This window comes from Asanoa sp. WMMD1127, from assembly GCF_029626225.1.
In the GTDB taxonomy this organism is placed as follows: Bacteria; Actinomycetota; Actinomycetes; order Mycobacteriales; family Micromonosporaceae; genus Asanoa.
On record NZ_JARUBP010000001.1, the window covers coordinates 2,321,387 to 2,342,933 of the forward strand.

Genomic DNA, 21,547 nt, shown 5'->3' on the forward strand with positions numbered 1-21,547 from the left:
TTGCGTCTCGCGCTCGGGGTGTACCTTCGAATGACCGTGGCGCACCCGGCGGCGCGGGTCGCGGCCGGCCTCGGCAGAGCCAGTCTCTGGAGCGCGGCAGGTCGCGGCGGGCCGACACCCCGGCACAGTCCGGCACGGTCATAACGTCGATCAGGAGGATGCGGGCGGTTCGCCGCTCGACAACAGTATGGAACGTACGCGTTTCTTCCGCCGACCGGTGGTCTGGATCATCCTTGTGATCGCCGGCGCAATTGCGCTCAGCTCGCTGTTCACCGGCGGGCCGAGCTATCACCGGGTTGACACCAGCGTCGCCCTCCAGCAGCTCAACAATGGGCCCGCCAACAGCATCCAAGAGGTCACGTTCCAAGACAAGGAGCAGACGCTCCAGATCAACCTGGCGCAGGCCCAGCGGTTCGGCGACACGACGACCAACCGGATCGAGGCGCAGTTCCCGGCCGAGGTCGGCGACCAGATCTGGAACGACGTCCAGAACGCGAAGACCGCCGATCGGATCAGCGGCGACATCGACACCCAGGTCTCCGGCGACAACGTGCTGCTGAGCCTGCTGGTCAACCTGCTGCCGATCGTGCTGCTCGTGGTGCTCCTGTTGTTCTTCATGTCGCAGATGCAGGGCGGCGGCTCGCGCGTCCTCAACTTCGGCAAGTCCAAGGCCAAGATGATCACCAAGGACACGCCGAAGACGACGTTCGCCGACGTGGCGGGCGCCGACGAGGCGGTCGAAGAGCTCCGCGAGATCAAGGACTTCCTGCAGAACCCGGCCAAATACCAGGCCCTCGGCGCCAAGATCCCGAAGGGCGTGCTGCTCTTCGGCCAGCCGGGCACCGGTAAGACGCTGCTCGCCCGCGCGGTCGCCGGCGAGGCCGGTGTGCCGTTCTACTCGATCTCCGGTTCCGACTTCGTCGAGATGTTCGTCGGTGTCGGCGCGAGCCGGGTCCGCGACCTGTTCGAGCAGGCCAAGGCCAACGCGCCCGCGATCGTGTTCGTCGACGAGATTGACGCCGTCGGCCGCCACCGCGGCGCCGGCATGGGCGGCGGTCACGACGAGCGCGAGCAGACGCTCAACCAGCTGCTCGTCGAGATGGACGGCTTCGACACCAAGGGCGGCGTGATCCTGATCGCGGCCACCAACCGGCCTGACATCCTCGACCCGGCGCTGCTGCGCCCCGGCCGGTTCGACCGGCAGATCGCCGTCGACACGCCCGACATGGACGGCCGCAAGTCGATCCTGCGGGTGCACGCCAAGGGCAAGCCGTTCACGCCCGACGTCGACCTCGACGCGGTCGCCCGGCGTACCCCCGGCTTCTCCGGCGCCGACCTGGCCAACGTGATCAACGAGGCCGCGCTGCTCACCGCCCGGCACGACAAGCGGGCGATCAGCAACGACTACCTCGAGGAGTCGATCGACCGCGTGGTGGCCGGCCCGCAGCGCCGCACCCGGGTGATGAGCGACCACGAGAAGAAGATCACCGCTTATCACGAGGGTGGCCACGCGCTGGTCGCCTGGGCGCTGCCGCACTCGGCGCCGGTGCACAAGGTGACGATCCTGCCGCGTTCGCGCTCGCTGGGTCACACCCTGGTGCTGCCGACCGAGGACAAATACACGCAGACCCGGGCGGAGATGATCGACACCCTGGCGTACGCCCTGGGCGGTCGCGCGGCCGAGGAGCTCGTCTTCCACGAGCCGACCACCGGCGCGGGTGACGACATCAAGAAGGCCACGTCGCTGGCCCGGGCCATGGTCACCCAGTACGGCATGTCGTCGAAGCTCGGCGCGGTCAAATACGGCACCAGCGGCGACGAGCCGTTCCTGGGCCGCACGATGGGCCACGAGCGCGACTACTCCGACGTCGTCGCGGCCGAGATCGACGGCGAGGTCCGCTCGCTGATCGAGCTCGCCCACGACGAGGCCTGGGAGATCCTGGTCGAATACCGCGACGTGCTCGACAACCTGGTCCTGGAGCTGATCGAGAAGGAAACGATCTCGACCACCGACATGGCCCGGATCGCCGCCCGCGTCGTCAAGCGCCCGCCGATGGCCCCCTACAACGGCTTCGGCAAGCGCCGCCCGTCGACCGAGCCGCCGGTCCTCACCCCGGCGGAGCGCGACGCGCTCAAGGTCCAGGCGGAAGCCGACGGCGCCGAGGCCCGCGTGGGCGGCGGCAACACCGGCGGCTCGCCCAACTCCAACTCGGACGGCGCACACTGAGCGAGATCGACTATGAGGCGGACGGCGAGGTAGAGGAGCTCGACTACCTCGCCGCCCGCCTCGTCGACGGCAAGCTCACCGGCCGCCCGGTCGAGGAGATCGTCGACCTGGGCCGCATCGAGAAGGCCGTCCGCGAGATCCTGATCGCGATCGGCGAAGACCCCGACCGCGACGGCCTGGTCAAGACCCCGCTGCGGGTGGCCCGGGCCTACGCGGAGCTGTTCGCGGGCCTGCGGGTCGACCCGGCCCAGGTGCTCAACACGACGTTCGACGCGTCACACGAAGAGCTGGTGCTGGTCCGCGACATCGAGGTCATGAGCGTCTGCGAGCACCACCTGCTGCCGTTCAAGGGCGTCGCGCACATCGGCTACATCCCGGGCCCCAACGGCCGCATCACCGGCCTGTCGAAGCTGGCCCGCCTCGTCGAGATCTATGCCCGCCGCCCGCAGGTCCAGGAACGGCTGACCGCGCAGATCGCCGACCTCCTGATGACCAAGCTCGAACCCCGCGGCGTGATCGCCGTGCTGGAGTGCGAGCACCTCTGCATGGCGATGCGCGGCATCCAGAAGGACGGCGCCAAGACCGTCACGTCCGCGGTCCGCGGCATCTTCCAGAGCGACGCCAAGAGCCGATCCGAAGCGATGGCGCTCATCATCGGTTAGGTGGTGGCCCGGGCCCGCGGTGGTCCGGACCGTCGCTCTCGGCCGAGTAAGGCCAAGCGATCGTGGTCGTGGGACTTGGGTGCGGAGCGCAATGTCCGCTCCGCACCCCTTTCCGCTGGTCAGGTCGATCTGCTCAGGGCGGGACCTACCGGCCTGGTTGCTCGTCCCTCGATCAAGGTGAGCGCCACCACCGCGGCGGCCAGGAGGAGGGAGCCCGCGGTGGCGGCGGGTGTCAGGCGTTCGTCGAGCCAGAGCACCGCGATCACGGCCGCGGCCACCGGCTCCGCCAGGGCCAGGACGGCGGCCGTGTTGGCGCGTACGACCGACAGGCCCGCGAAGAACAGCGCGTAGGCGAGGGCCGTCGGGACCGCGCCGAGGTAGGCGAGGGACAGGTAGACCTCGGCCGGGTTGCCCGCCGTGGGCAGCGCGCCTTCCAGGAGGGCCAGCGGGAGCAGGCAGAGCAGGCCGACCGCGAACGCGCCCAGGGTCGTCGACGGGGTGGCCTGCCGGGCGCCGCGGTTGAGCAGCGTGATGGTCGCGTAGCCGGTGGCCGACAGCAGCGCGCAGGCCAGGCCCAGCGTCGGCGCCGAGCCCGTGCTGGCCCCGCCGCCGCCGACCAGCAGGACCAGGCCGGCCAGGGCCAGGCCGGTGGTCACCAGCCCGCCGCGGCCGAGTTGCTCGCCCGTCGTGAGGCGCGCGCCGACGGCGATCAGGATAGGGCCGGCTCCGAGCGTCACCACCGTCGCCACGGCCAGGCCGGCGTAGCTGACCGAGGCGAAGTAGGCCGTCTGGTAGACGGCCAGGCCGACCCCGGTGATCACTACCTGGCGCAGGCCGGGCCGCGGCGTCCACCTGGCCCGGCGTCGGGCCAGGTGGACGGCGCCGAGCAGTGGCACCGCGATGGCGAACCGCCAGAACGAGACTGCGATCGGGCCCATGCCGCTGGTGTCGTAGAGGATCGTCGCGACCGCGCCGCCGGTGCCCCAGGCGACCGCCGCCACGAGAACGTAGAGGATGCCCCGCCCGACGGGCAGGGTGGAGTTCGAGTGCACGTGGATTTCTCCGTGTCATCGCCGCCCGGGCGCCACTGAGCGACCCGGGCTCCGGAAAGGACGAGAGCCGGGTCAGGTAGCGATGCGCTACCGGGCGACCGGTGGCGAGAGCACGAAGCGAGGCACGACGACGACGATACCTGGTGGCGCGGACCTGGCAGCGAAGCGGAGCGAGCGGTCCCCGGCGGGAGCGGCGGTCCGGACCACCGCGGACCCGGGAAAGCCCGGTCTTAGACCATGCTCCTGAAGGTGTCGGCCGAGCTGATCGCGTTGGCGGCCAGCGACTGGGCCTCGTCGAGGCGGGAGCGGGCCTGTTCGAGCTGGGCGATCGCGTCCATGATGGACGGATGGAGGGCGCCGACCGCGGTCAGGCGCAGGCGGGTGAGCGCCTCGTCGAATGAGTCGGCGACGCCGCGCAGCGTCTGCAGGGCGCGCTGAGTCTCGTCGACCGACGCGGCGACGTTGAGCTTGACCTCTTCGACGTTGGCCATGCGGTCACCTACCCGGTGATGGCCAGGACTGCCTGGCCGATGAGCGTGATCAGGACGGGCGCGAAGCAGACGACGGCGCCGATCGGCAGCGTACGGTCGACCTTGCCCCCGGGCGGGGCCGGGAACGCCGCGCCGATCGTGACCCAGGCGAACCCGAGCGCGGCCAGAGGCAACGCGAGCCCGCAGCCCAGTGAGTAGATCGTCATCGGGGTGCCGCCGGCGGTGATCAGCAAGGCGATCTGCACGACCAGCACCGCGGCCGCGAACGGAGCGTAGACCAGCATGTTGCGCAGCCAGGTGCGCATCGGTCGTCTTGTGCCCGTCGCGGCGCCGGGGACGCCGAGCAGCGCCGCGTCGGCCCGGTCGGCGGTCTGTCGCGCCTGGTGCAGGGCGGCGAGCGTGGCGGCCGGACCGTCGGCGACGGCCTGGCCGGCCGCGGCGACGTCCGTGGGGGTCGGGCGCAGATCCTGGTCGGGTACGCCGGCCTCGCGCAACCGGGCCTGTTGGGGCGCCAGCCGGGCCCGCACGGCGGTGAGCTCGTCACGGGCGGCGCGCACGGTCTGGGCCTGCTCGCCGGCCGCCGTCGCGGCGCCGCGGCGCACCGCGTCGAGGCGTTGGGCGGCCGCGCAGTAGTCGGACCAGGCCGCGCCCGGATCGGTGTGCTCCCGCCGGTGCCCGTAGTCGGGTTGGTGCGGCACCGCGGGCTGGTGCGGCGCCGCCGGCTGGATCGCCGGCACCGGGACGGGCGCGGCGCGGTCGGCGGCCGTGTAGGGGATGCCGTTGGTCGGCTGGTCAGTCGTCATCGGTCGGCCTCGGGGCGGGCGAACGGCACGATCACGGAGGTGCGGTCGGTGTGCCGGTCGTGCAGCAGCGCGCGGTTGTCGCGTGGTTGCCAGTCGACCGGTCTGTTCAGCAGGAGGCTCACGTCGGGTGCCGGGACGTTGAGGAAGACCAGGCCGGCGACGTCTTCGCGGGCGGCCGGGCCGACCTCGTCGGTGAACCGGCGCAGCCCGCGCCACCACGACAGCAGGTGCACGCCTCGCCCGGGCCCGGTGCGCAGCACGAGGCGCAGCCGGTCGGGCGGCAGCGCGCCGCCGGCCATCGCGTCCATGCCGAACACCACCATGTAGCCGGGCCGGTCGATGGTCAGCACGTCGGCCAGGCCAGCCGCGGTGACCGTCTCGACCTCCTGCCGCTCGGCCAGGTCGCGGGCCAGGTCGGCGGCGATCGCGTCACCCTCGGCCACGAGGGAGGCGACCACGAACCGGGCGGTACGCGGAGCGTGGTGGGCGGCGACCCCGCGGGCGGCCGCGTCGAGCACACCGGCCCCGGCCACGCTCGGCCCGATCACCGCCAGGTGCCGGCCGGGCGCCGTGTCGAGTGGGAACGCGGCGGTGCTGAGCGGCACGTCGATGTGCCGGCCGACCAGCGCGGCGGGGCGGGTGGCCCGGCCGGCGAGCGCCGAGCGGAAGGTGGGGTCGTCGTTGAGGTGCTGGTGCGCGTACCCGGCGAAGACCTTGGGTGGCGCGGCGTCGGTGGCGCGCCGCTCCCAGAGCGCGTGCCGGAGCTTGACCAGCGCGGACCGGTCGGCGTGCGGGTCGGGGAAGCGGACGACCCGCTCGTGCCCGCGGGTCGCGCCGCGCGGTCCGCCCAGGCCGCCGGCCGTGTTGACGACCGCGGCGCCGAGCGGGAGACCGGCGGCCGCGTCGTTGGTCGGCTCGAGCACGTCACCGCCGCCCGGCAGGGCCACCCGCACCGGGAACTGGCCGAAGATCGAGTCGCGCTTGGCGTAGAGCGCCTCGACGCCGAGCACGGTCTGGCTGGCCAGGACCAGATGGATGCCGTACGACCGGCCCTTGCGCGCCAGCGACTCGAGCAGCGTGACGGCCTCGGTCGCGGTGCGGTCGCCGCCGGCCAGCAGCACCTGGAACTCGTCGATCACGCAGACGATCCGGGGCAGCGGCTGGCTCTCGCGCAGGTCGGTGAACCGGGTGACGCCGGCGCGCTTGTAGGCGACCGAGCGGCGACCCATCTCGGCGTCGAGGTCGCGCAGGACGGCGAGGCCGTACTCCCGGTCGGACTCGACACCGACGGCGCGGGCGTGCGGCAGCCAGGTGCGGTCACGCTCCGTCGGCACGAACTCGGCGAACGAGATGCCCTCTTTGAAGTCGAGCAGGTAGAGCGTCAGCTCGTCGGGACCGTAGCGGGTGGCCAGGCCGTACAACACGTTGATGAGGAAGGCGGTCTTGCCCGCGCCCGACCGGCCGCCGATCATCCAGTGTGGAGTGAGGTCGTTGAACTGCAGGTTGACCGGCCGGTCACCGTCCTGGCCCACCACGGTGGCCAGCCCGGCGGCGGAGTCGTCGCCCCACGTGTCGCCCGGGTCGTCGGGGAGCAGGTCGCCGAGGGTCAGCCGGGCGCTGGCGGCGAATTGGGCGGCAAGCTCGGCGCAGACCCGCTCGAACAGGTGCGGCGGCGGGTCGTCGTCGAGGAAGACGGGCGCGTTGAGCCCGACATGCGGCGGTGTCGCGAAACCAGCCCCAGGCGGATCACTGACCAGGGCGTACGGGTTGCGCAAGGCGATCCTGGTGGCCAGCGGGAGGGGCTGCTGGGTGGTCTCGAGGGTCAGCGGGGGCGGCGGCCAGCCGGCGACGATGAGGTGCAGACCGGCGTCGGGGCCCGCCTGGGCGAGCGCGGTGATCCGGGTCAGGTCGGCGGTCTCGGTGAGCTCGGGCAGGCTGGCGATGACGACGAGGAGGGTACGTTCGCGCCGGTTGTGCCGGGCGGCGGAGGGGCGGGCGGGCCGGACCCACTGCTCGGCCTCGGCGAGCACGGCCCGCAGCGCGGTGCGGTCGGTGGCCGGCGGCGGCATGAGCCCGGCATCGGCGAGCGCGGCGAAGGGCGCGAACAGCATCCCACCACCGGCGGCGTCGACGGCCCTGATGAGCAACGACCCGGCCGGCGCCGCGGCCAGCAGTCTCAGCAGGGTGGCCCGGAGCAGCCCGGCCACCCGCGGATCGCGCGCGTCGGCGTCGACGGTCAGGTGCCCGGTGCCGAGCAGGGGCACGATCGCCGGGAAACGGGCGTCGTCGAGGGGTTGCGCGGTCCCGATCCGGACGTACGCGGGGATTGCGGGACCGCCCAGCGGCGTGTCTTCGAACCGCGCGTCGAGCTGCCCACCGAGCCACCCGGGCGTGAGCACACCGGCCGCGGCCCGCAGCCGCTCGGCGAGATCGTGCTGCTCCCGCTCATCGGCGACCGGCTGCCGCACCCCGGCCAACGCCACCTCGGCGGCATCGACCACCGCGGCTGCCTGCCGGTGCAGCGCGGCGGCTTCCAAGGCTCGCGCCTGCGTCCTGGACACGCCGCTCACCTCCCGGAGTGACGGTATATGAGCGCGGCAGAATGTCCCACGCTCCCCACCGCGCGCCGTGCCGCTAACCTCGGCATGTGGCCGCCGAATCCCCCACACGCACGACCCCGGCCGAGCGAAGCGCCCGCCCACTGCGCCTGCTCGTGATGGTCCTAGCCGGAGTGGCTGCCTTGCTGTGCCTGGGCGGGGTCGGCGTCGGCCTCAACCTCTACGACGAAGCCACGGCCATCAACCGTGAAGAGCCGGACATCGTAGTTGCGAATTACTTGGGAGCGCAGCTCGTCAACCGTGACGACGCCGCAGCCAAGCTCTATAGCTGTGCCCAGGATCAGGGACTTGAGCCCATCCGAGCACTCAAACGCGATATGGAGATGCGAGAGCAGAGCTTCGATGTCTCGATCTTGGTCGACTGGGGCGGGCTTTCGGTTCAACCAGCAGGGGCCGACCGTCTGGTTACTACAGATATCGGCCGAAGCCTCGCCGGCGGCGAACGGTCGGTGCAGGTCTGGCGGTTCACTGTCGTCGACGAGAGCGGCGGCTGGCGCGTCTGCTCGGCTCAACGAATGAGCTAGCTACTCGATCCAAAGCAGGTGGACTGGAACTTCCAGGGTCTTCGGTGCTTGCCCACTCCACGCCCAGCGATACCACTCCAGCTCCGTCGCCACCCGCACGCAGATGTCGCCGTCGGCGTTGGTATGCACCTCCGTCACCGCCCGTAGGTCACGCCGCTCGACGCCGTCAACAACCTGAACGACCCGTCGCCCCGACAATGCGTCTACGTCGACTGCGGGAACCGGTGTTCGGGTTGCGGGTGAATCGAGGGAAACCAAACGAGACACGACGTCTCGGGGCCCAGTCGGACCCGAGGTCGGGTTGGCGCCCAGCGTTTCGACCCAGACGCGCTCCAGCGGCACCAATGGTGCGAAGACCTCGATCTGTTCGGACTCGGCGCGATACCACTCCTGCTCCGGAATCGCCGGCACGTAGGTGCGGCTGCCCTGCACGATCCGGTCGTCAGCCCGCAGGTCGCCGCGCCAGCCCGCGCCAGGGAACCCAACGATCAGTCGTCGCCCACGCAGATCTTCGGCGCCGGCCGCTGGCACCGGCACAATCGGCCGCGGTGGCTTGGGCGCCCAGTCGGGCTGCCCGGCAAAAGGATCCGGCATCGGCTCGCGGCCCATTCGTCAACTCCGCTCCGCGCTATTCGCCGGTGCCCAGCGGCGCGCCTCTCTCCCGCATCCACACCATGGGATTCGTCGCACCAGAAGAGCTGCGATCGCCGTTGAGGTGCACCTCGAAGTGTAGGTGGGGACCGGAGGAATGACCGCTGGTGCCGACGATGCCGATCTGCTGGCCGGCCGCCACAGTGTCGCCTACCTGGACCTTTGGCCGGTAGAGCATGTGGCAGTAGCGGGTGATGATCTCGCCAGCGTGCTTGATGTCGACATACCATCCGCAACCGGGCGTGCTCGGCGATCCGTCGCGATCGCACCGGAAGGGCGGCTCAGAGTCGTTGTCACACCGGGAGACGATCACCGTGCCGGCGGCCGCGGCCAGAATGTCATCGCCTCGGGCCGCGCCGAGGTCGACGCCTTGGTGGTCGGGGCGGCTGGCCGTGCGGAAGCCCGAGACGAGGCCGGCCTTGACCGGAGTGGTCCAACCGGACGCCGATACGTCACCCATCGCGGTGCAGGCCAGCGCGGCACTGGCGCCGGCTGCCCGGGCCGCGCCGTCGGCCAGCTGGTTGACGATCTCGGCCGCCGCCAGTTCGTGCTTGGCGTAGGCGTCCGGGAAGGCGCTGCGCTGCACCTTCTGTGCCGCGTCGGTGAGTGGCATCCGCTCCCAACCCTTGACCTTGACCAGCTTCTCGTAGAACTTGCGACTGGCGTATTCCGGATCCTGCACCTGCGCCGGGGTGCCCCACCCCTGGCTCGGCCGCTGCTGGAAGAGGCCCAGCGAGTCGTGGTCGTTGCGCGTGCCGAGGTAGCCGTGGTTGGTCAGCGACGACTCCTGCATCGCGGTCGCGACCGCGATCACCCAGCCCTTCGGCGGAACCTTGAGCTTCGCACCGACATTGATGATGGCCGCGGCGTTGCGCAGCTGGGACTCGTTGAAGCCCGAGAGCCGCGGCATGTCGCCCGTCGCCGGCAGCGGGCCCCCGGCGCCGCAGCCGTACGCCGACAGCGTCTGGTCGTCGCTACTGAGTCCGTCGAGGAAGAAGGCCGCCATCCCGCCGGCACAACAGAGCAGGGACAGCGTGGCCGTGAGGGCCACCAGCAGGACGGCCTTACGCGGCCGGCGTCTGCGGGCCTCGCGATCGAGATCCGGGATCAGCGTCATCCGCGCTCCCAGTCAACGCCGTCGACCAACCATCGACCCTTCTCGACGACCAAGCGGAGCACCAGCGTTCCCGAGTCGACGGGATACGAGACTTCCGCTAGGCCGCTGCCTTGCGGCACCACGGTCGCCGGCCCGGTCAGCCGCTCCGCCGGAACGACGGCCGGGTCGACACCCTCGAGCTTCTCCTCCAGCGTCGGGGTCGCGTGGGGTGCCAGCGCGGCATGCCAGGCCTCCGCCTTGGCGGCACGGTCGAGCCATGACGCGGCGAACTCCTTGGCCACCTTCTCCACCTGTGGCGTGCCAGGGCTCAAGCTGGGCCCTGGGTCTATGTCCGTCGACGACGTCGGCGCGGGCTCGACGACGCCGTCGTCGCCCTCGTGGGCATCCGGGTCGTCGGCCGGCGCTGAGGTCTCGGCCGGCCGGAGGTTCCCGGCCGACCGGTCCTCGGGACCCGCGACCACGCGGGCTACCCCGACGACGCCGAACACCACGACCGCCAGCACCACCGCGATGCCCAGCCGCGAGCGGAGTACCGAGGTGCCGAGGAGTTGGAAAACCCGCCGCACGTGGTCACCTCGCCTCGGACCGGATCCGTGGCTGCGGTGCGGGGACGTCCTTGGTGGACTCCGGCCGGTAGATCGCGTAGCTCGCGGGCGCGGTCTCCGGGACGTCAGGCTCGACCCATCGCGCCGGCTGGCGGCGCGCGGGCGATTTGGCCGGCGCACGCTGCGGAGCCGGCGGTGTGGCGGGCGTGGGCGAGTCCGAGTGCTCCTCCGGCCGGCTCCGTTCGCCCCCACTCGGAACGGCGTGGCTCGGGTCCTCCAGCCGTGCCTCGGGCCGGAGCGTGGTCTGTTCGACCACGACGCCACGTCCCTTGCCGAGACGCGGTTCGGCGGTGCCGCCCGGCTCAGCGACGTCGAGCTTCGCTGCTTCGCGCATGTCGCGGAAGAACCGCCGGTGCCACGAGCCTGCCGACGTGATGGCCGATGTGCTGTCCTTCCCGCCGAGCTGCGTGATCCGACGGTATGGACGCAGCAGCAGCCAACCAACAACTCCCGTGAGCCACACCAGAACGACCTGCAGCCACCCTGGGAGGGTCGGGGTGTTCATGACAAGGTCCACAGCGAACAGGTAGATCGCTGCTCCCGTGCCGAAGATGGCGATGTTGAAAACGGCGGCCACGACTGCGTTGGCGAGCCGACGGATTCCGGCGCTCGCTGGACGCATCAACCCGATCGTGCCGAGGATTGGTGCCGCGATCACGGCCCATCGGAAGATCAGGAAACCGAGCAGGACAAGCAGCGAAGCTGTCAGGTCGAACAGCGCAAACAGTATGGCCGCCAGCAGGGCGATGAAGCCCGCGCCTACCCTCTCCATGTCCCGGCTGCCTTGGAGATACTCGTAGGCTTCCGGATCCTCGGTCTTGATCTGCTCTGCGACTTTGATCCACTGCGTGCTCTTGCGAGCGATGATCCCCTCTCGGCTGTTCGGGTTGCTGCGAATCTGCTGGAGTTCGGTCCAGGTGAAAGACTTCGCGTCGTAGAGAGCAAGGCCGTATTTCTTGGCGACGTCGCTATCGGCGGAGCCGAGGATCCCGCGCAGCCAATTCCGATAGAGCATGGTTTCAGTGACTGTGTCGCTGGCACGAACAGCTGGCGGGCGATTGTCCTTGCACGCCTGTGGTTCGTCCAGGATGCATTGCCCGTCTTTGGGCCGTGGTCCAACGGCGTCGTGCACCACGCCCAGGGCGCTCACCAGCGTGCTGTCGGCCACGTTCGCCGACTTCACAGGCCAGGCCGCCAACGCCGTAACCGCGACCATGACGAGAAGAGCCCAGCCGGTTGTTGTCAGGGCGTTGCTCATGTCGGACTGACGCGAACGCCAAATCAGGTAAAGCCCGACGATCGCCAGCGTGATGCCACCGAAGGCAGTGAAGACCTTGGTGTAGACCGCCTTCGTGGCCTGATCGACGAGAGGATCTGCCCAACCCCACATGGACTGGGGATCCCATGCCCGCTCACGAACGGCGTTGGATGCGCCCACCACCGCAGTCGCAATCATGAATTCGCCGTTTGCGACCGTGGTCAGGAAGCGGTAATCCGGGTGCAAGACGCTCGACGCGCAACCACCCTCTACGTCATACGTATTGTAGCTGTAACCCGCATATCCGTATCTGCCGTTCATTCCTGTAACGCCGGACGTTCGCGCACCTTCCGGCTTGGTCGCAAACCAGCCAGCCAGTCCGGCGTCGGGGGTGCTGGGGGTCGGTGCCTTGAGACAGGTGGCACGGTCGCCGACTACGTCGGGAAGCTTCTCCACGCAGGCGGCGAAGTTTCCTTCCCATTGTTCGATCGAGCACACGTCCGCCGGTGCCCGCGTCGGCGCCGGGGCGGCGGTGGCGCCTAGGGCCGGCCAGCTGATGGTGGCGGCAGCCGCTACCAGCAGGGTGAGGACCAGAGAGGCTACCCGTGCTCGCGCGCGAGCCATCTACTCCTCCAGGTCAGCGGGGGTGCCCGGCGGGAGGATGGACGGCGTCTGGGCCGCTACCGCCGGGGTGGTGTCGAGGTGCTCGAGCAGGCCGTTCACGTACGAGACGTCGACTCTGATCTTCTGGACCCGGCCGTCGACGTCGCGCATGACGAACTCGCGGAAGCCTAGGCGGGTGGCCGACGACGTGTCCACGTTGGACAGCGACGCCAAGGTGGCCTCGTAGCCGTCGTTGACCGGGACGCGGAGCAGGCGCAGCGCCTCCGAGGCGATTTCCTGGTCTTCGGCTATGCGGCCGACGAAGACCGTGGACACCAGGTTTTGCACGTCCAGGCCGAGGATGTCGCGGGGGTTCTGCGACGCCACCAGGGCGGCCAGGTTCCACTTGCGGGAGTCGCGGGCCAGGCGCACCAGGAACGAGCGGCCCGAGCGCCAGCCCTCCATGAAGTGCGCCTCGTCGAGGCCGACCAGTTTGCGCGACGACATCGACCCGCCGTAGCAGCGGCGCACCGCCAGGCGGTGGGCCGTGTGCAGCATCGGCAGCGCGAGGGCTTCCTCCGCCGACCAGTACTCGCGCTCGATCTTGAGGTCCGGCAGGCGGAGGCCGGCCATCGTGATGACCGTGAGGGCCGCGTCGGCGCCGAGCAGGTGCTCCGGCGGGCGGCCGAAGAACAGCAGCGCCAGCGGCATCTCGGCCGTGTCGAGCAGCAGGTTGGCCAGTTCCTTGCCGTCGTCGTCGTCCATGCCGGCGAGGCACGCGACGACGTCGTCCAGAGTGGACGTCTCCTCGGCCGGGACCTGGCGCACCGCGTGGCGCAGCAGCGTGGCGGTGGACGCCTGGCGCGCGACCTGCGGCGGCACCAGCATCTGGCAGATGTCCTGCACCAGCATCCGGCGCTCGGCCCGCGAGTTGGAGACGGCGATCTCGTACTCCCGGTCGCCCGGCGCGCCCAGCGAGAACTCCGTGCGCAGCGGCGTCGGGATCAGCGAGTACGGCGCCAGCGTGCCGGCCTCCGAACCCGTCAGGTTGAGCACCCGGGAGAACGGCCGCAGCTCCGGCATCTGGCACAACCGGGCCAGCGGGCCGGACGGGTCGAGCAGGGTGACCTGCACGCCGCGCCGGGCGGCCAGGTAGCCCAGCGCGCCCAGCAGCGTCGACTTGCCACCGCCGGGCTCGGCGACGAAGACCGCCAGGCCGGACCGCTCGCGTACCTCCATCGGGAAGTGCAGGTCCAGGAAGACCGGGCGGCGGCAGGTGCCGGCGGTGCGGCCGATCAGGTCGCCGCGCCGGTCACCGACCGTGGAGGCGGCCTGGGGCAGCGCCGCGGCCAGCAGCTTGACCGGCATCCGGCGGATGTAGCCGGTGTTGGCGATCGGCTCGCCCGGGATGAACTCCCGCGCCAGCCAGTCCTGGTTCTTGGGGTGCTGCAGCGAGATGCGCAGCTCGCGTGAGTAGAGCTGGATGAGCCGGCGCGCCCGCTCGAGGCACTCGTCTCGGGTGCGGCCGCCGACCGCGATCCGGTGCCAGCCGTGGGCGCGCGCCGACTCGACCGGCAGCCCGGTGGTCATCTCGTCGCCGATCACCAGCGCGCGCTTGGCCAGCCGCTCCAGCTCGGGCGGGGCGTCGATGCCGTGCTCGGCGTAGTCGAGCTGCTGCGACCGGATCATCCGCAGCCGGTGCTCGAGGTTGCGGAACGAGTCACCGGAGCCGAGCACGTCGACGCGCGACGAGAGCTCCATCGGCCACGGCAGCCGCTCGTGGAAGTGCATCCACGGCTCGTGCCGCTCCGGGATCTCCAGCGGCTCCATCCGGCCGACCGCCAGCACCGCGACGTGCCGCTCCTCGCCGGTCATCCGGTTGACGAGCTTGACCGTCGACCCGTACGGCGTGCGGTAGCGCTCGATCTGCTCCGTCAACCCGAGCAGGTCGCCGCGCTCCCACTGGCCGTTGGTGACGGGGGAGAGCGTGTTCGGCGGCGCCATGCACAGCGCGACCGACCGGTAGAGCAGCCACTCCAGCTCGGTCGGGGTGACCCGGCGACCGCGCATGCCGAACGCGCCGAGCACCTCGTCGAACTGCTCCACCGTGCGACCCAGCTTGCGCCGCTCACCCTCGGCGACCCCGCGGCCGAACGTGCGCAGCACCCGCTCCGACAGGCTGTTGCCGAGCGAGCGCCGGGCGAAGGTCACGCCGAGGTACGTCTGCCCCTCCGCGTGGTTGACCGACAGCAGGTGCCGCTGCGCCGCGACGAGGTGGTCGGACCACGACGTCGCGCCGGGCACACCGGCCAGCGGGGCAGGCGTGTGCGCGTCGACCGTGCGGGCCCACTCGTCGGCCGGGAACGGCCGGGTCGTGCGGCGCAGGTGCAGCCGGAAACCAGCGAGGCCGGCATATTGCTCCGAGATCGCCGAGAGCAGCGCCTCGCGCTCGGCGTCGGGCCGGAATGCCCAGCGCACCTCCGGCAGCCAGTACCAGGCCGTCACCGTGTTGGGCGTGAACGTCAGGTGGCCCGCGATCTCGGTGATCGCCAGCCCAATGGCGGGGTCGCGGTCGCCGAACTTGATCTGCGGCGCCTTGACCTGCACCGGCTTCTTCGCCGGCTCGCGCTGCTCCTTGCCCTTGCGGCGCGGCGGCTTGGCCGGCTCGCGCACGGCCGGCAGGCGCCCGCCGGGCAGGTCGGGGGCGCGCTCGGACCGCGGCGCGACCTCCGCGCCACGCTCAGGCGCCGACGGCAACGGGGGTACGCCGGGCGCGGCGCCCATGGCCGGCCGGCGGGGCCGGGCCGGCTGCTGCTGGGGCGCCGCGAGCCGGCTGGTCGCCGGCGGCTCGGGCCGGCGGCGCGGCTCGGGGCGGGCGTCCGGTCGTGGCTCCGGCGGGAGATCGAGCCCGGGGTCTAGGAAGGCGTCGGTGCGCGCCACGGGCTCGCCACGGCGCCCGGCCCGGTTGTCGACGCGCGCGTCGCCCGGCGCCCGGTTGGCCCGGCTGACGATCCGCTGCCGGTCGACCGCCGGCCCACCGGCCCGCGCCGCCTCCCCGCCACGACGGCGGTCACCGCCGCGCCCCGCCTCATCGCCTCGGCGGTAGTCCGCGTCACCTGGCCGAACACGGTCGTCGCGGCGACGTAGGTCGGCGTCGCCGGCGCGCGCCGGCTCGCCTGCAGCGGCGTGTGGCCCAGCGCCGTCGTAGCCGGGATCGGCGCCATGCGGGAGAGCCGGGTCTGTGAAAGCAGGATCCCCGAAGGTGGCATCCGGGAAGCCCGGATCCGCGCCGTCCTCGAGAGCTGGGTCGGCGAAGGCCGGATCGGCGTAGCCCGGATCCGAGTAGTCCACAGCGAGCGCATCGGCGGCACCACCACGGTGCGTCGCCTCCGCACCGTGAACCCGCGGCTCGGACCGCTCACCGCCGACCGGGCGGCCAGGCCCGGAGGCGGGTTCTCCCGCTCCCCAGCGCGGCGGGTCGGCGTCGGTCGGGTGGGTGCCGTTTCCGTTGCCGGCCGCGTGCCGGCCGCCGGCCTCGCCGGTCTCACCCGCCCGGGGTGGCGGCGCGCCGGTCCCGCCGAACAGGTCGAGGAACGGCGAGTCGATGTCGGCCTCGGGCGGCGTGGGCCGGCGCCCGGCGGGCACGCCGCCGCGGCCGCGCTCGTCGGTCGGCCGGGAGCGTGGCGGGCCCGGCGCCTGGAACACGGCCACCGAGCCGTGGCCGGGGGTGGTCACGAGCTCGTCGTCGGTGCGGTCCTCGTCAAGATCCGTCGCAGGGTAGCCGCTCGATCGCGGACGGTGACCGCCGCCTCCGGACTGCGCGTCGGCCGGACGGGACTCCGGCGGGACGGGTCGACTCATGCGAGAACCTCGCTCCGTTCCGCGTACGCACCGATCCGAGGGGTCATACCAGCTCCTCGCGAATGCGGATCTTGGTCGCGATCAGTCGCGGGTCACGCTGTTCGACGGCGGGCTCGCGGGTGCGGCGCCAGTCGGTCAGCGCGGTGCGGATCACCATGCGCGCCGGGCGGTCGGGATCGACGTGGCGGAAGATGAACGAGGTCGTCACGATGGCGAGCGCGATCTCCCAGGCCGGGAAGAGTTCGACGTCGAACGTGAACAGCCAGTGGATGAACATGTAGAGCGGCACGAGAAGCATGAACAGCCCGTATTGCGCATAGGGCAGGTGGACCGGAAGCGTGTATCCGGGCGGGCCCAGGTAGACCAGGCGGGCCCGGTAGATGTCGTCATCGGTGCGCAGCCGCATCTCGTGCTCCGCGGCCTATTCGAAGATCAGCTGGATCAGGTAGTCGCCGACGAAGAACAGCGTGGCCGCGCCCGCGATGAACACGAGGCCCACGATGGCGATGGCGGAGCTGGTCAGGACCTTCGAGATCTCACCCCGGCTCGCACGCCCGATGAAGATGACGCCGAGCACGGCCAGCAGGATCGGCGCGACCTTGCCGGCGAAGAAGGTGACGATGCCCTCTGTGTCGATGCCCTTCGGGTCTGCCTCACCCGCGATGACGTGGGTGAGCACGCCCGAGGCGGCGTGCGCGTATGCGCCCCACGCCTGCTGGACGAGCTCAGTGGCGATCATCGGAACTACCTCCCCGGTGCCGACGGCCGGCGGAGCCGCGGCACTGCGATTGTCAGGCCTTCGGGTGACGTTTTGTCGTACGCCGTGTCCGCTGGCCCGGGTGTTGTGCGCTCACCGCTAACGGTGTCTCATGCTCGGGCGTTTTGTCCCGGTTTCGGCCCGTCTCCTCCGTATCAGCGCCGGAATCATTAGCAATTGCAAAGCGTACGGCGGCGTCCTCCTTCGAACAAGCTACGTGGAATTCGCCTTCACGTGCCGGGCGCGAACCCTGTGACTCCTGTGGCACACGAGTTCGAAATCAAGACCACGAGCCCCGTTCGGTACGGTCTACGGGTGGCCGATCTGCTGCGGTCGCCCGACCCGGTGGTGATGGGCGTCCTCAACGTCACGCCCGACTCGTTCTCGGACGGCGGGCGCTACTTCTCCACCGACGCGGGCGGCGGGCTCGCGGCCGCGGTCGCGCACGGCGTCGCCATGCACCAGGCGGGCGCCCACCTGGTCGACGTCGGTGGCGAGTCCACCCGGCCGGGCGCCGACCGGGTCGATCCGGAGACCGAGGCGGCCCGGGTCCTGCCGGTGATCCGCGAGCTGGCCGCCCGGGGCGTGCCGATGAGCATCGACACCACTCGCGCCAGCGTCGCCGCGGCCGCCCTGGAAGCCGGCGTCACGGTGGTCAACGACGTCTCCGGCGGGCTCGCCGACCCGGCGATGGCCAAGGTCGTGGCCGATGCGGGCTGCCCCTGGGTGCTGATGCACTGGCGCGGGCACTCGCGCCGGATGGCCGACTTGGCGACCTATCACGACGTGGTGGCCGAGGTGCGCGACGAGCTGCGCCAGCGGGTCGACGAGGCGCTGGCCGCCGGGGTCGCCGCCGACCGGATCGTCGTCGACCCGGGCCTGGGCTTCGCCAAGCGGGCCGAGCACAACTGGGAGCTGACCGTGCGCCTGCCGGAGCTCATCGCGCTCGGCTACCCGTTGCTCTTCGCCGCCAGCCGCAAGTCCTACCTGGGCAGACTGCTCGCCGACCCCGACGGCACGCCCCGCCCGGTCGACCAGCGAACCGCCGCGACAGTGGCGACCAGCGTGCTGGCGGTCGCCGCGGGCGCGTGGGGCGTACGCGTGCACGACGTCCGCGAGACCGTCGACGCGATCGCCGTGTGGGAGGCCAGTGGCCGCCCCCGGCTGGCCGGAGGAATGAAGAAGGAATGAACGACCGGATCACCCTCAAGGGGCTGCGGGCCCGCGGGCGGCACGGGGTGCTGGCCAGCGAGCGCGCCGAGGGCCAGGACTTCCTCGTCGACGTGGAGCTCGAGCTCGACCTGAGCGCGGCTGCCCGCGACGACGACCTGACCAAGACGGTCGACTACGGCGTGCTGGCCGGCCGACTGGTCGAGGTGATCACGGGCCGGCCGGTCGACCTGATCGAGACGCTCGCCGACCGGTTGCTCGACGTCTGCCTCGACGACCAGCGCGTACGCGCGGCCACCGTCACCGTGCACAAGCCGCACGCGCCGATCCCGCACGAGTTCGCCGACGTCTCGGTCCGCATGCGCCGGGGGAGGGCGGAGAGCTGACCCGGGCCGTCCTGTCGCTCGGCAGCAATCTCGGTGACCGGCTGGCCCACCTGCGGGCCGCGGTTGCCGCGCTGACGCCCGTACTCGAAGCGGTTTCGCTGGTCTATGAGACCCCACCATGGGGCGATCCGGACCAACCGAGCTATTTCAACGCGGTGGCCCTCGTCCGGGACGAAGCGGCGACGGCCCGCGACTGGCTCGACCGGGCCCAGGCCATCGAAGCCTCAGAAGGCCGGGTACGCGACCCCGAGCGCCGGTTCGGCCCCCGCACGCTGGACGTCGACGTGATCGCCGTGTGGGCCCCCGACGGCCGGCCCGTGACCAGCGACGACCCCGTGCTCACCCTGCCGCACCCCCGGGCCCACCTGCGGGCGTTCGTGTTGCGCCCGTGGGCCGACCTCGAACCCGACGCCGAGCTGCCCGGACACGGCCGGGTGGCGGAGCTGCTCTGGTCCGGGCCGGCGGCTGACGACGTCGCGGCGGTGCGTGCCCGCCCGGAACTGCGGATACAGTCGGCGGGATGAGCCAGCAGTCTCCCCCGCGCGGCCACGGGCCGCACCGGCCGCGGATGGGCCCGACCCAGCCGGCGACGCTGGTGCTGGCCGCCCTGGTGGCCGCCGCCCTGGCCTGGCTGCTGGTCAGCATGACCTACGCGAGCCTGCCCGACCTGCCGTGGTCGCCGACCGCGGTGCTGGCCGGCCTGGGCGTGCTGGAGGGCTACCTGGCGCTCAACACGCGCGCCCGGATACAGCGCAAGCCCGGCCGGCCGCCGGTCGACCCGCTCGCGGTGGCCCGGTTCGCGGTGCTGGCCAAGGCGTCGTCGCTGGTCGGCTCGATCTTCGGCGGCTTCTTCGCGGGGCTGCTGATCTTCCTGATCTTCAAGCACACCGACGCGGCCCGCCACGACCTGCCGGCCGCCATCGGCGGTGTGGTCGGATCCGTCATCCTCGTCATCGCCGCGCTGCTGCTCGAGCGCGCGTGCCGGGTGCCGAAGCAGCGCGACGAGGACGAGAACCGCGACGACGACGCCCGCTCCACACATCTCTAGGGCCAGCGGCAGGCTTGTGCACAGGGGGTGACGTCCGGGCGGCGGCGCGGTTAGGGTGCGTGCGAATGGTAGGAAGGCGCACCTGATGGGCTACGACGAATCGATCTACCGGCGACGCGTGGGCGACAACACCGACGCGGGCGGTCCTGGCGACTACCGCGACGACTACCCGCCCGGCGACTTCGGCGTCGGTGAGCTGCGCGCGAGCGAGACCACCGACACCAAGCGGCAGGCCGTGTCGCCGGCCGCGCTCGACGACGTGTTCGACGACCCCGCGCACGGTGAGCCGGGCCGCGACCGGCTGGCCTTCCATATCGTCTGGGAGATCCTGCTCCTGCTCGGCGTGGCCGCGGTGGGCTACCTGCTCCTCCGCGACGACTCCGGAGCGTTACGAGGCAATGCCCTGGAGCAACTCCTCGTCGCCGGCGCCGCGCTCGGTCTGATCGCGATGGGCGCCGGGCTGACCCTGCGGGCCGGCGCGGTCAACCTGGCCCTCGGTCCGGTCGCGGTCGCCTCCGCATTGCACTTCGCCGAGAACGGCGACCGTGGCGTGGTGCCGACGCTGGCCCAGGCCGCCGTCGCGGCGCTGGTGCTCGGTGTGGTGGTCGGCGTCGTCGTGGTGGTCTTCCACGTGCCCGGCTGGGCCGCCAGCCTCGCGGCCGCGCTCGGCACGCTGGTGTTCATCCAGCGCCGGCCGCTGCCGGTCGACGTGCAGGGCGACTACGACCCCAGCAACCACGCCCTCTACCTGTTCGTCGGTGTTGCCGTGGTGGCGGTGCTCGGCGGCCTGCTCGGCACCGTGAAGTCGGTCCGCCGCGCGGTCGGCCGGTTCCGCCCGGTCGCCGATCCCGCCCGCCGCCGTGGCTCGGTCGCCGCCCTGCTCACCGCCGGTGCCATCGCCATCTCGATGCCGCTCGCGGCCGGTGCCGGGGTGCTGCTCGCCTCGTCCGCCGAGGGGCCGGTCGCGCCGGCCAGCGGGCTCGAGTGGACGGGCCTCGCGGTCGGTGCGGCGCTGCTCGGCGGGACCAGCGCGTACGGCCGCCGTGGCGGCATCTTCGGCACGGTGCTCGCCGTCGCGCTGCTGGTCGTGGGCCAGCGCTACCTTGCCGTGCGGGGCTGGGAAGAGGTCACGCCGGCCGCGCTGGGCGCCGGCGCGATCGCGCTCGGGCTCCTGGTGACCCGGCTGGTCGAGACGTTCGGCCGGCCCAAGTCGGCGGTCACCGACGAGACGCAATGGCAGACCGCCACCCCACGCGGCAACACGCTCGGCGACCGCACCGACTCGTGGTCGTCGCTGCCGGCCCAGCCGACCGAGAGCCGGGCCGACGCCTGGGACACCGAGCGGTGGAACGGCGACCGCTGACGCGGCGGGCTAGGCTCGGATCATGACCGAGTCGCCGGAGTTCGCCGCGCTGGACGCGCTGTCCACCGAGGAGCTGCGCGAGCGCGCGTTCCATGTCGCCCGGGAACGCCTCGACGTGCGCTTCTTCTGGTCGGTGCTGCGCCACCTGCCCGGCAGCGAGAACGCCGCGGGCCTGGACGGGGACCTCAGCGAGACTGCCTCGTTCGTCGACGACGCGGTGGCGGTGTTCCGCGAGTTCGAAGGGAGCGGCCTCGGCGAGGAGGAGCCCCTGCTACGGGCGAAATTCATCGACTATCTCCTCAAGCACGACGCACCGAAATAGCGAATCGCGCCGATTGGCGGCGATAAGTC

General features: G+C 71.6%; 20 protein-coding genes. 9 read left to right on the forward strand and 11 right to left on the reverse strand.

The genetic code is table 11. The features are described 5' to 3' along the window. Positions 1–187: 187 nt before the first annotated feature. Positions 188–2,227 carry an ATP-dependent zinc metalloprotease FtsH gene (gene ftsH, locus O7635_RS11160; RefSeq protein ID WP_278080337.1) on the forward strand — a complete coding sequence of 680 codons (2,040 nt, stop codon included), beginning with the start codon at positions 188–190 and terminating at the stop codon, positions 2,225–2,227. A 5-nt stretch (positions 2,228–2,232) separates the two neighbouring features. Beyond that, positions 2,233–2,889 carry a GTP cyclohydrolase I FolE gene (gene folE, locus O7635_RS11165; protein ID WP_278085444.1) on the forward strand — a complete coding sequence of 219 codons (657 nt, stop codon included), beginning with the start codon at positions 2,233–2,235 and terminating at the stop codon, positions 2,887–2,889. A gap of 119 nt (positions 2,890–3,008) precedes the next feature. On the opposite strand, the gene O7635_RS11170 is transcribed toward folE, so the two are convergent. From O7635_RS11170 to O7635_RS11185, 4 genes are all read right to left on the reverse strand, one after another. Continuing rightward, positions 3,009–3,941 carry a DMT family transporter gene (locus O7635_RS11170; protein ID WP_278080338.1) on the reverse strand — a complete coding sequence of 311 codons (933 nt, stop codon included), beginning with the start codon at positions 3,939–3,941 and terminating at the stop codon, positions 3,009–3,011. 230 nt (positions 3,942–4,171) lie between these two features. Continuing rightward, complete coding sequence (locus O7635_RS11175; protein ID WP_278080339.1) at positions 4,172–4,432, reverse strand: hypothetical protein; 261 nt, start codon at positions 4,430–4,432, stop codon at positions 4,172–4,174. Positions 4,433–4,440: 8 nt separating this feature from the next. Next, a complete protein-coding gene (locus tag O7635_RS11180) occupies positions 4,441–5,235 on the reverse strand; it encodes a hypothetical protein (protein WP_278080340.1) in 795 nt (264 codons plus the stop codon). Then, positions 5,232–7,796, reverse strand: coding sequence for an FtsK/SpoIIIE domain-containing protein (locus O7635_RS11185; RefSeq protein ID WP_278080341.1), 2,565 nt, complete (start codon positions 7,794–7,796; stop codon positions 5,232–5,234). The genes O7635_RS11180 and O7635_RS11185 overlap by 4 nt, the downstream gene beginning before the upstream one ends. 86 nt (positions 7,797–7,882) lie before the next feature. Here O7635_RS11185 and O7635_RS11190 point away from each other — a divergent pair, with 86 nt between their 5' ends. Beyond that, the gene (locus O7635_RS11190; RefSeq protein ID WP_278080342.1) at positions 7,883–8,377 is read left to right on the forward strand and encodes a hypothetical protein; all 495 of its coding nucleotides are present in this window, start codon (positions 7,883–7,885) and stop codon (positions 8,375–8,377) included. Here O7635_RS11190 and O7635_RS11195 read toward each other — a convergent pair whose 3' ends face one another. From O7635_RS11195 to O7635_RS11225, 7 genes are read right to left on the reverse strand one after another with little or no spacing between them, the layout of a single operon-like run. Further along, complete coding sequence (locus O7635_RS11195; protein ID WP_278080343.1) at positions 8,378–8,986, reverse strand: hypothetical protein; 609 nt, start codon at positions 8,984–8,986, stop codon at positions 8,378–8,380. A gap of 19 nt (positions 8,987–9,005) precedes the next feature. Then, the gene (locus O7635_RS11200) at positions 9,006–10,145 is read right to left on the reverse strand and encodes a M23 family metallopeptidase (protein WP_278080344.1); all 1,140 of its coding nucleotides are present in this window, start codon (positions 10,143–10,145) and stop codon (positions 9,006–9,008) included. Beyond that, entirely contained in the window at positions 10,142–10,711 is a 570-nt protein-coding gene (locus O7635_RS11205) for a hypothetical protein (RefSeq protein ID WP_278080345.1), read from the reverse strand. The genes O7635_RS11200 and O7635_RS11205 overlap by 4 nt, the downstream gene beginning before the upstream one ends. Before the next feature lie 4 nt (positions 10,712–10,715). Further along, a complete protein-coding gene (locus tag O7635_RS11210) occupies positions 10,716–12,632 on the reverse strand; it encodes an MFS transporter (protein WP_278080346.1) in 1,917 nt (638 codons plus the stop codon). After that, the gene (locus O7635_RS11215) at positions 12,633–16,472 is read right to left on the reverse strand and encodes an ATP-binding protein (protein WP_278080347.1); all 3,840 of its coding nucleotides are present in this window, start codon (positions 16,470–16,472) and stop codon (positions 12,633–12,635) included. A 43-nt stretch (positions 16,473–16,515) separates the two neighbouring features. Next, on the reverse strand, positions 16,516–16,878 hold the full coding sequence (locus O7635_RS11220; RefSeq protein WP_278080348.1) for a hypothetical protein: 363 nt from the start codon (positions 16,876–16,878) through the stop codon (positions 16,516–16,518). 15 nt (positions 16,879–16,893) lie between these two features. Beyond that, positions 16,894–17,211, reverse strand: coding sequence for a hypothetical protein (locus tag O7635_RS11225; protein WP_278080349.1), 318 nt, complete (start codon positions 17,209–17,211; stop codon positions 16,894–16,896). Positions 17,212–17,544: 333 nt separating this feature from the next. On the opposite strand from O7635_RS11225, the gene folP reads away from it, so the two are divergent. The 6 genes from folP (at position 17,545) to O7635_RS11255 (ending at position 21,518) form a co-directional block, all read left to right on the forward strand. Continuing rightward, entirely contained in the window at positions 17,545–18,420 is an 876-nt protein-coding gene (folP, locus tag O7635_RS11230) for a dihydropteroate synthase (RefSeq protein WP_278080350.1), read from the forward strand. After that, positions 18,417–18,785, forward strand: coding sequence for a dihydroneopterin aldolase (folB, locus tag O7635_RS11235; RefSeq protein ID WP_278080351.1), 369 nt, complete (start codon positions 18,417–18,419; stop codon positions 18,783–18,785). Before folP ends, folB begins: the two co-directional genes overlap by 4 nt. Beyond that, on the forward strand, positions 18,782–19,309 hold the full coding sequence (gene folK / locus O7635_RS11240) for a 2-amino-4-hydroxy-6-hydroxymethyldihydropteridine diphosphokinase (protein WP_278085445.1): 528 nt from the start codon (positions 18,782–18,784) through the stop codon (positions 19,307–19,309). Before folB ends, folK begins: the two co-directional genes overlap by 4 nt. Further along, positions 19,306–19,833 carry a DUF3180 domain-containing protein gene (locus tag O7635_RS11245; protein WP_278080352.1) on the forward strand — a complete coding sequence of 176 codons (528 nt, stop codon included), beginning with the start codon at positions 19,306–19,308 and terminating at the stop codon, positions 19,831–19,833. Before folK ends, O7635_RS11245 begins: the two co-directional genes overlap by 4 nt. An 85-nt stretch (positions 19,834–19,918) precedes the next feature. Further along, positions 19,919–21,196, forward strand: coding sequence for an ABC transporter permease (locus O7635_RS11250; protein ID WP_278080353.1), 1,278 nt, complete (start codon positions 19,919–19,921; stop codon positions 21,194–21,196). Between the two features lie 22 nt (positions 21,197–21,218). After that, the gene (locus tag O7635_RS11255; protein WP_278080354.1) at positions 21,219–21,518 is read left to right on the forward strand and encodes a hypothetical protein; all 300 of its coding nucleotides are present in this window, start codon (positions 21,219–21,221) and stop codon (positions 21,516–21,518) included. The last annotated feature ends 29 nt before the right edge of the window (positions 21,519–21,547 follow it).

Coding starts and splice junctions, on each gene's coding strand:
- ftsH (WP_278080337.1), top strand. CDS start 188: ATGGAACGTACGCGTTTCTTCCGCCGACCGGTGGTCTGGATCATCCTT.
- folB (WP_278080351.1), top strand. CDS start 18,417: ATGAACGACCGGATCACCCTCAAGGGGCTGCGGGCCCGCGGGCGGCAC.
- O7635_RS11175 (WP_278080339.1), bottom strand. CDS start 4,432: ATGGCCAACGTCGAAGAGGTCAAGCTCAACGTCGCCGCGTCGGTCGAC.
- O7635_RS11225 (WP_278080349.1), bottom strand. CDS start 17,211: ATGATCGCCACTGAGCTCGTCCAGCAGGCGTGGGGCGCATACGCGCAC.
- O7635_RS11220 (WP_278080348.1), bottom strand. CDS start 16,878: ATGCGGCTGCGCACCGATGACGACATCTACCGGGCCCGCCTGGTCTAC.
- O7635_RS11200 (WP_278080344.1), bottom strand. CDS start 10,145: ATGACGCTGATCCCGGATCTCGATCGCGAGGCCCGCAGACGCCGGCCG.
- O7635_RS11180 (WP_278080340.1), bottom strand. CDS start 5,235: ATGACGACTGACCAGCCGACCAACGGCATCCCCTACACGGCCGCCGAC.
- O7635_RS11195 (WP_278080343.1), bottom strand. CDS start 8,986: ATGGGCCGCGAGCCGATGCCGGATCCTTTTGCCGGGCAGCCCGACTGG.
- O7635_RS11215 (WP_278080347.1), bottom strand. CDS start 16,472: ATGAGTCGACCCGTCCCGCCGGAGTCCCGTCCGGCCGACGCGCAGTCC.
- O7635_RS11245 (WP_278080352.1), top strand. CDS start 19,306: ATGAGCCAGCAGTCTCCCCCGCGCGGCCACGGGCCGCACCGGCCGCGG.
- O7635_RS11250 (WP_278080353.1), top strand. CDS start 19,919: ATGGGCTACGACGAATCGATCTACCGGCGACGCGTGGGCGACAACACC.
- O7635_RS11210 (WP_278080346.1), bottom strand. CDS start 12,632: ATGGCTCGCGCGCGAGCACGGGTAGCCTCTCTGGTCCTCACCCTGCTG.
- O7635_RS11255 (WP_278080354.1), top strand. CDS start 21,219: ATGACCGAGTCGCCGGAGTTCGCCGCGCTGGACGCGCTGTCCACCGAG.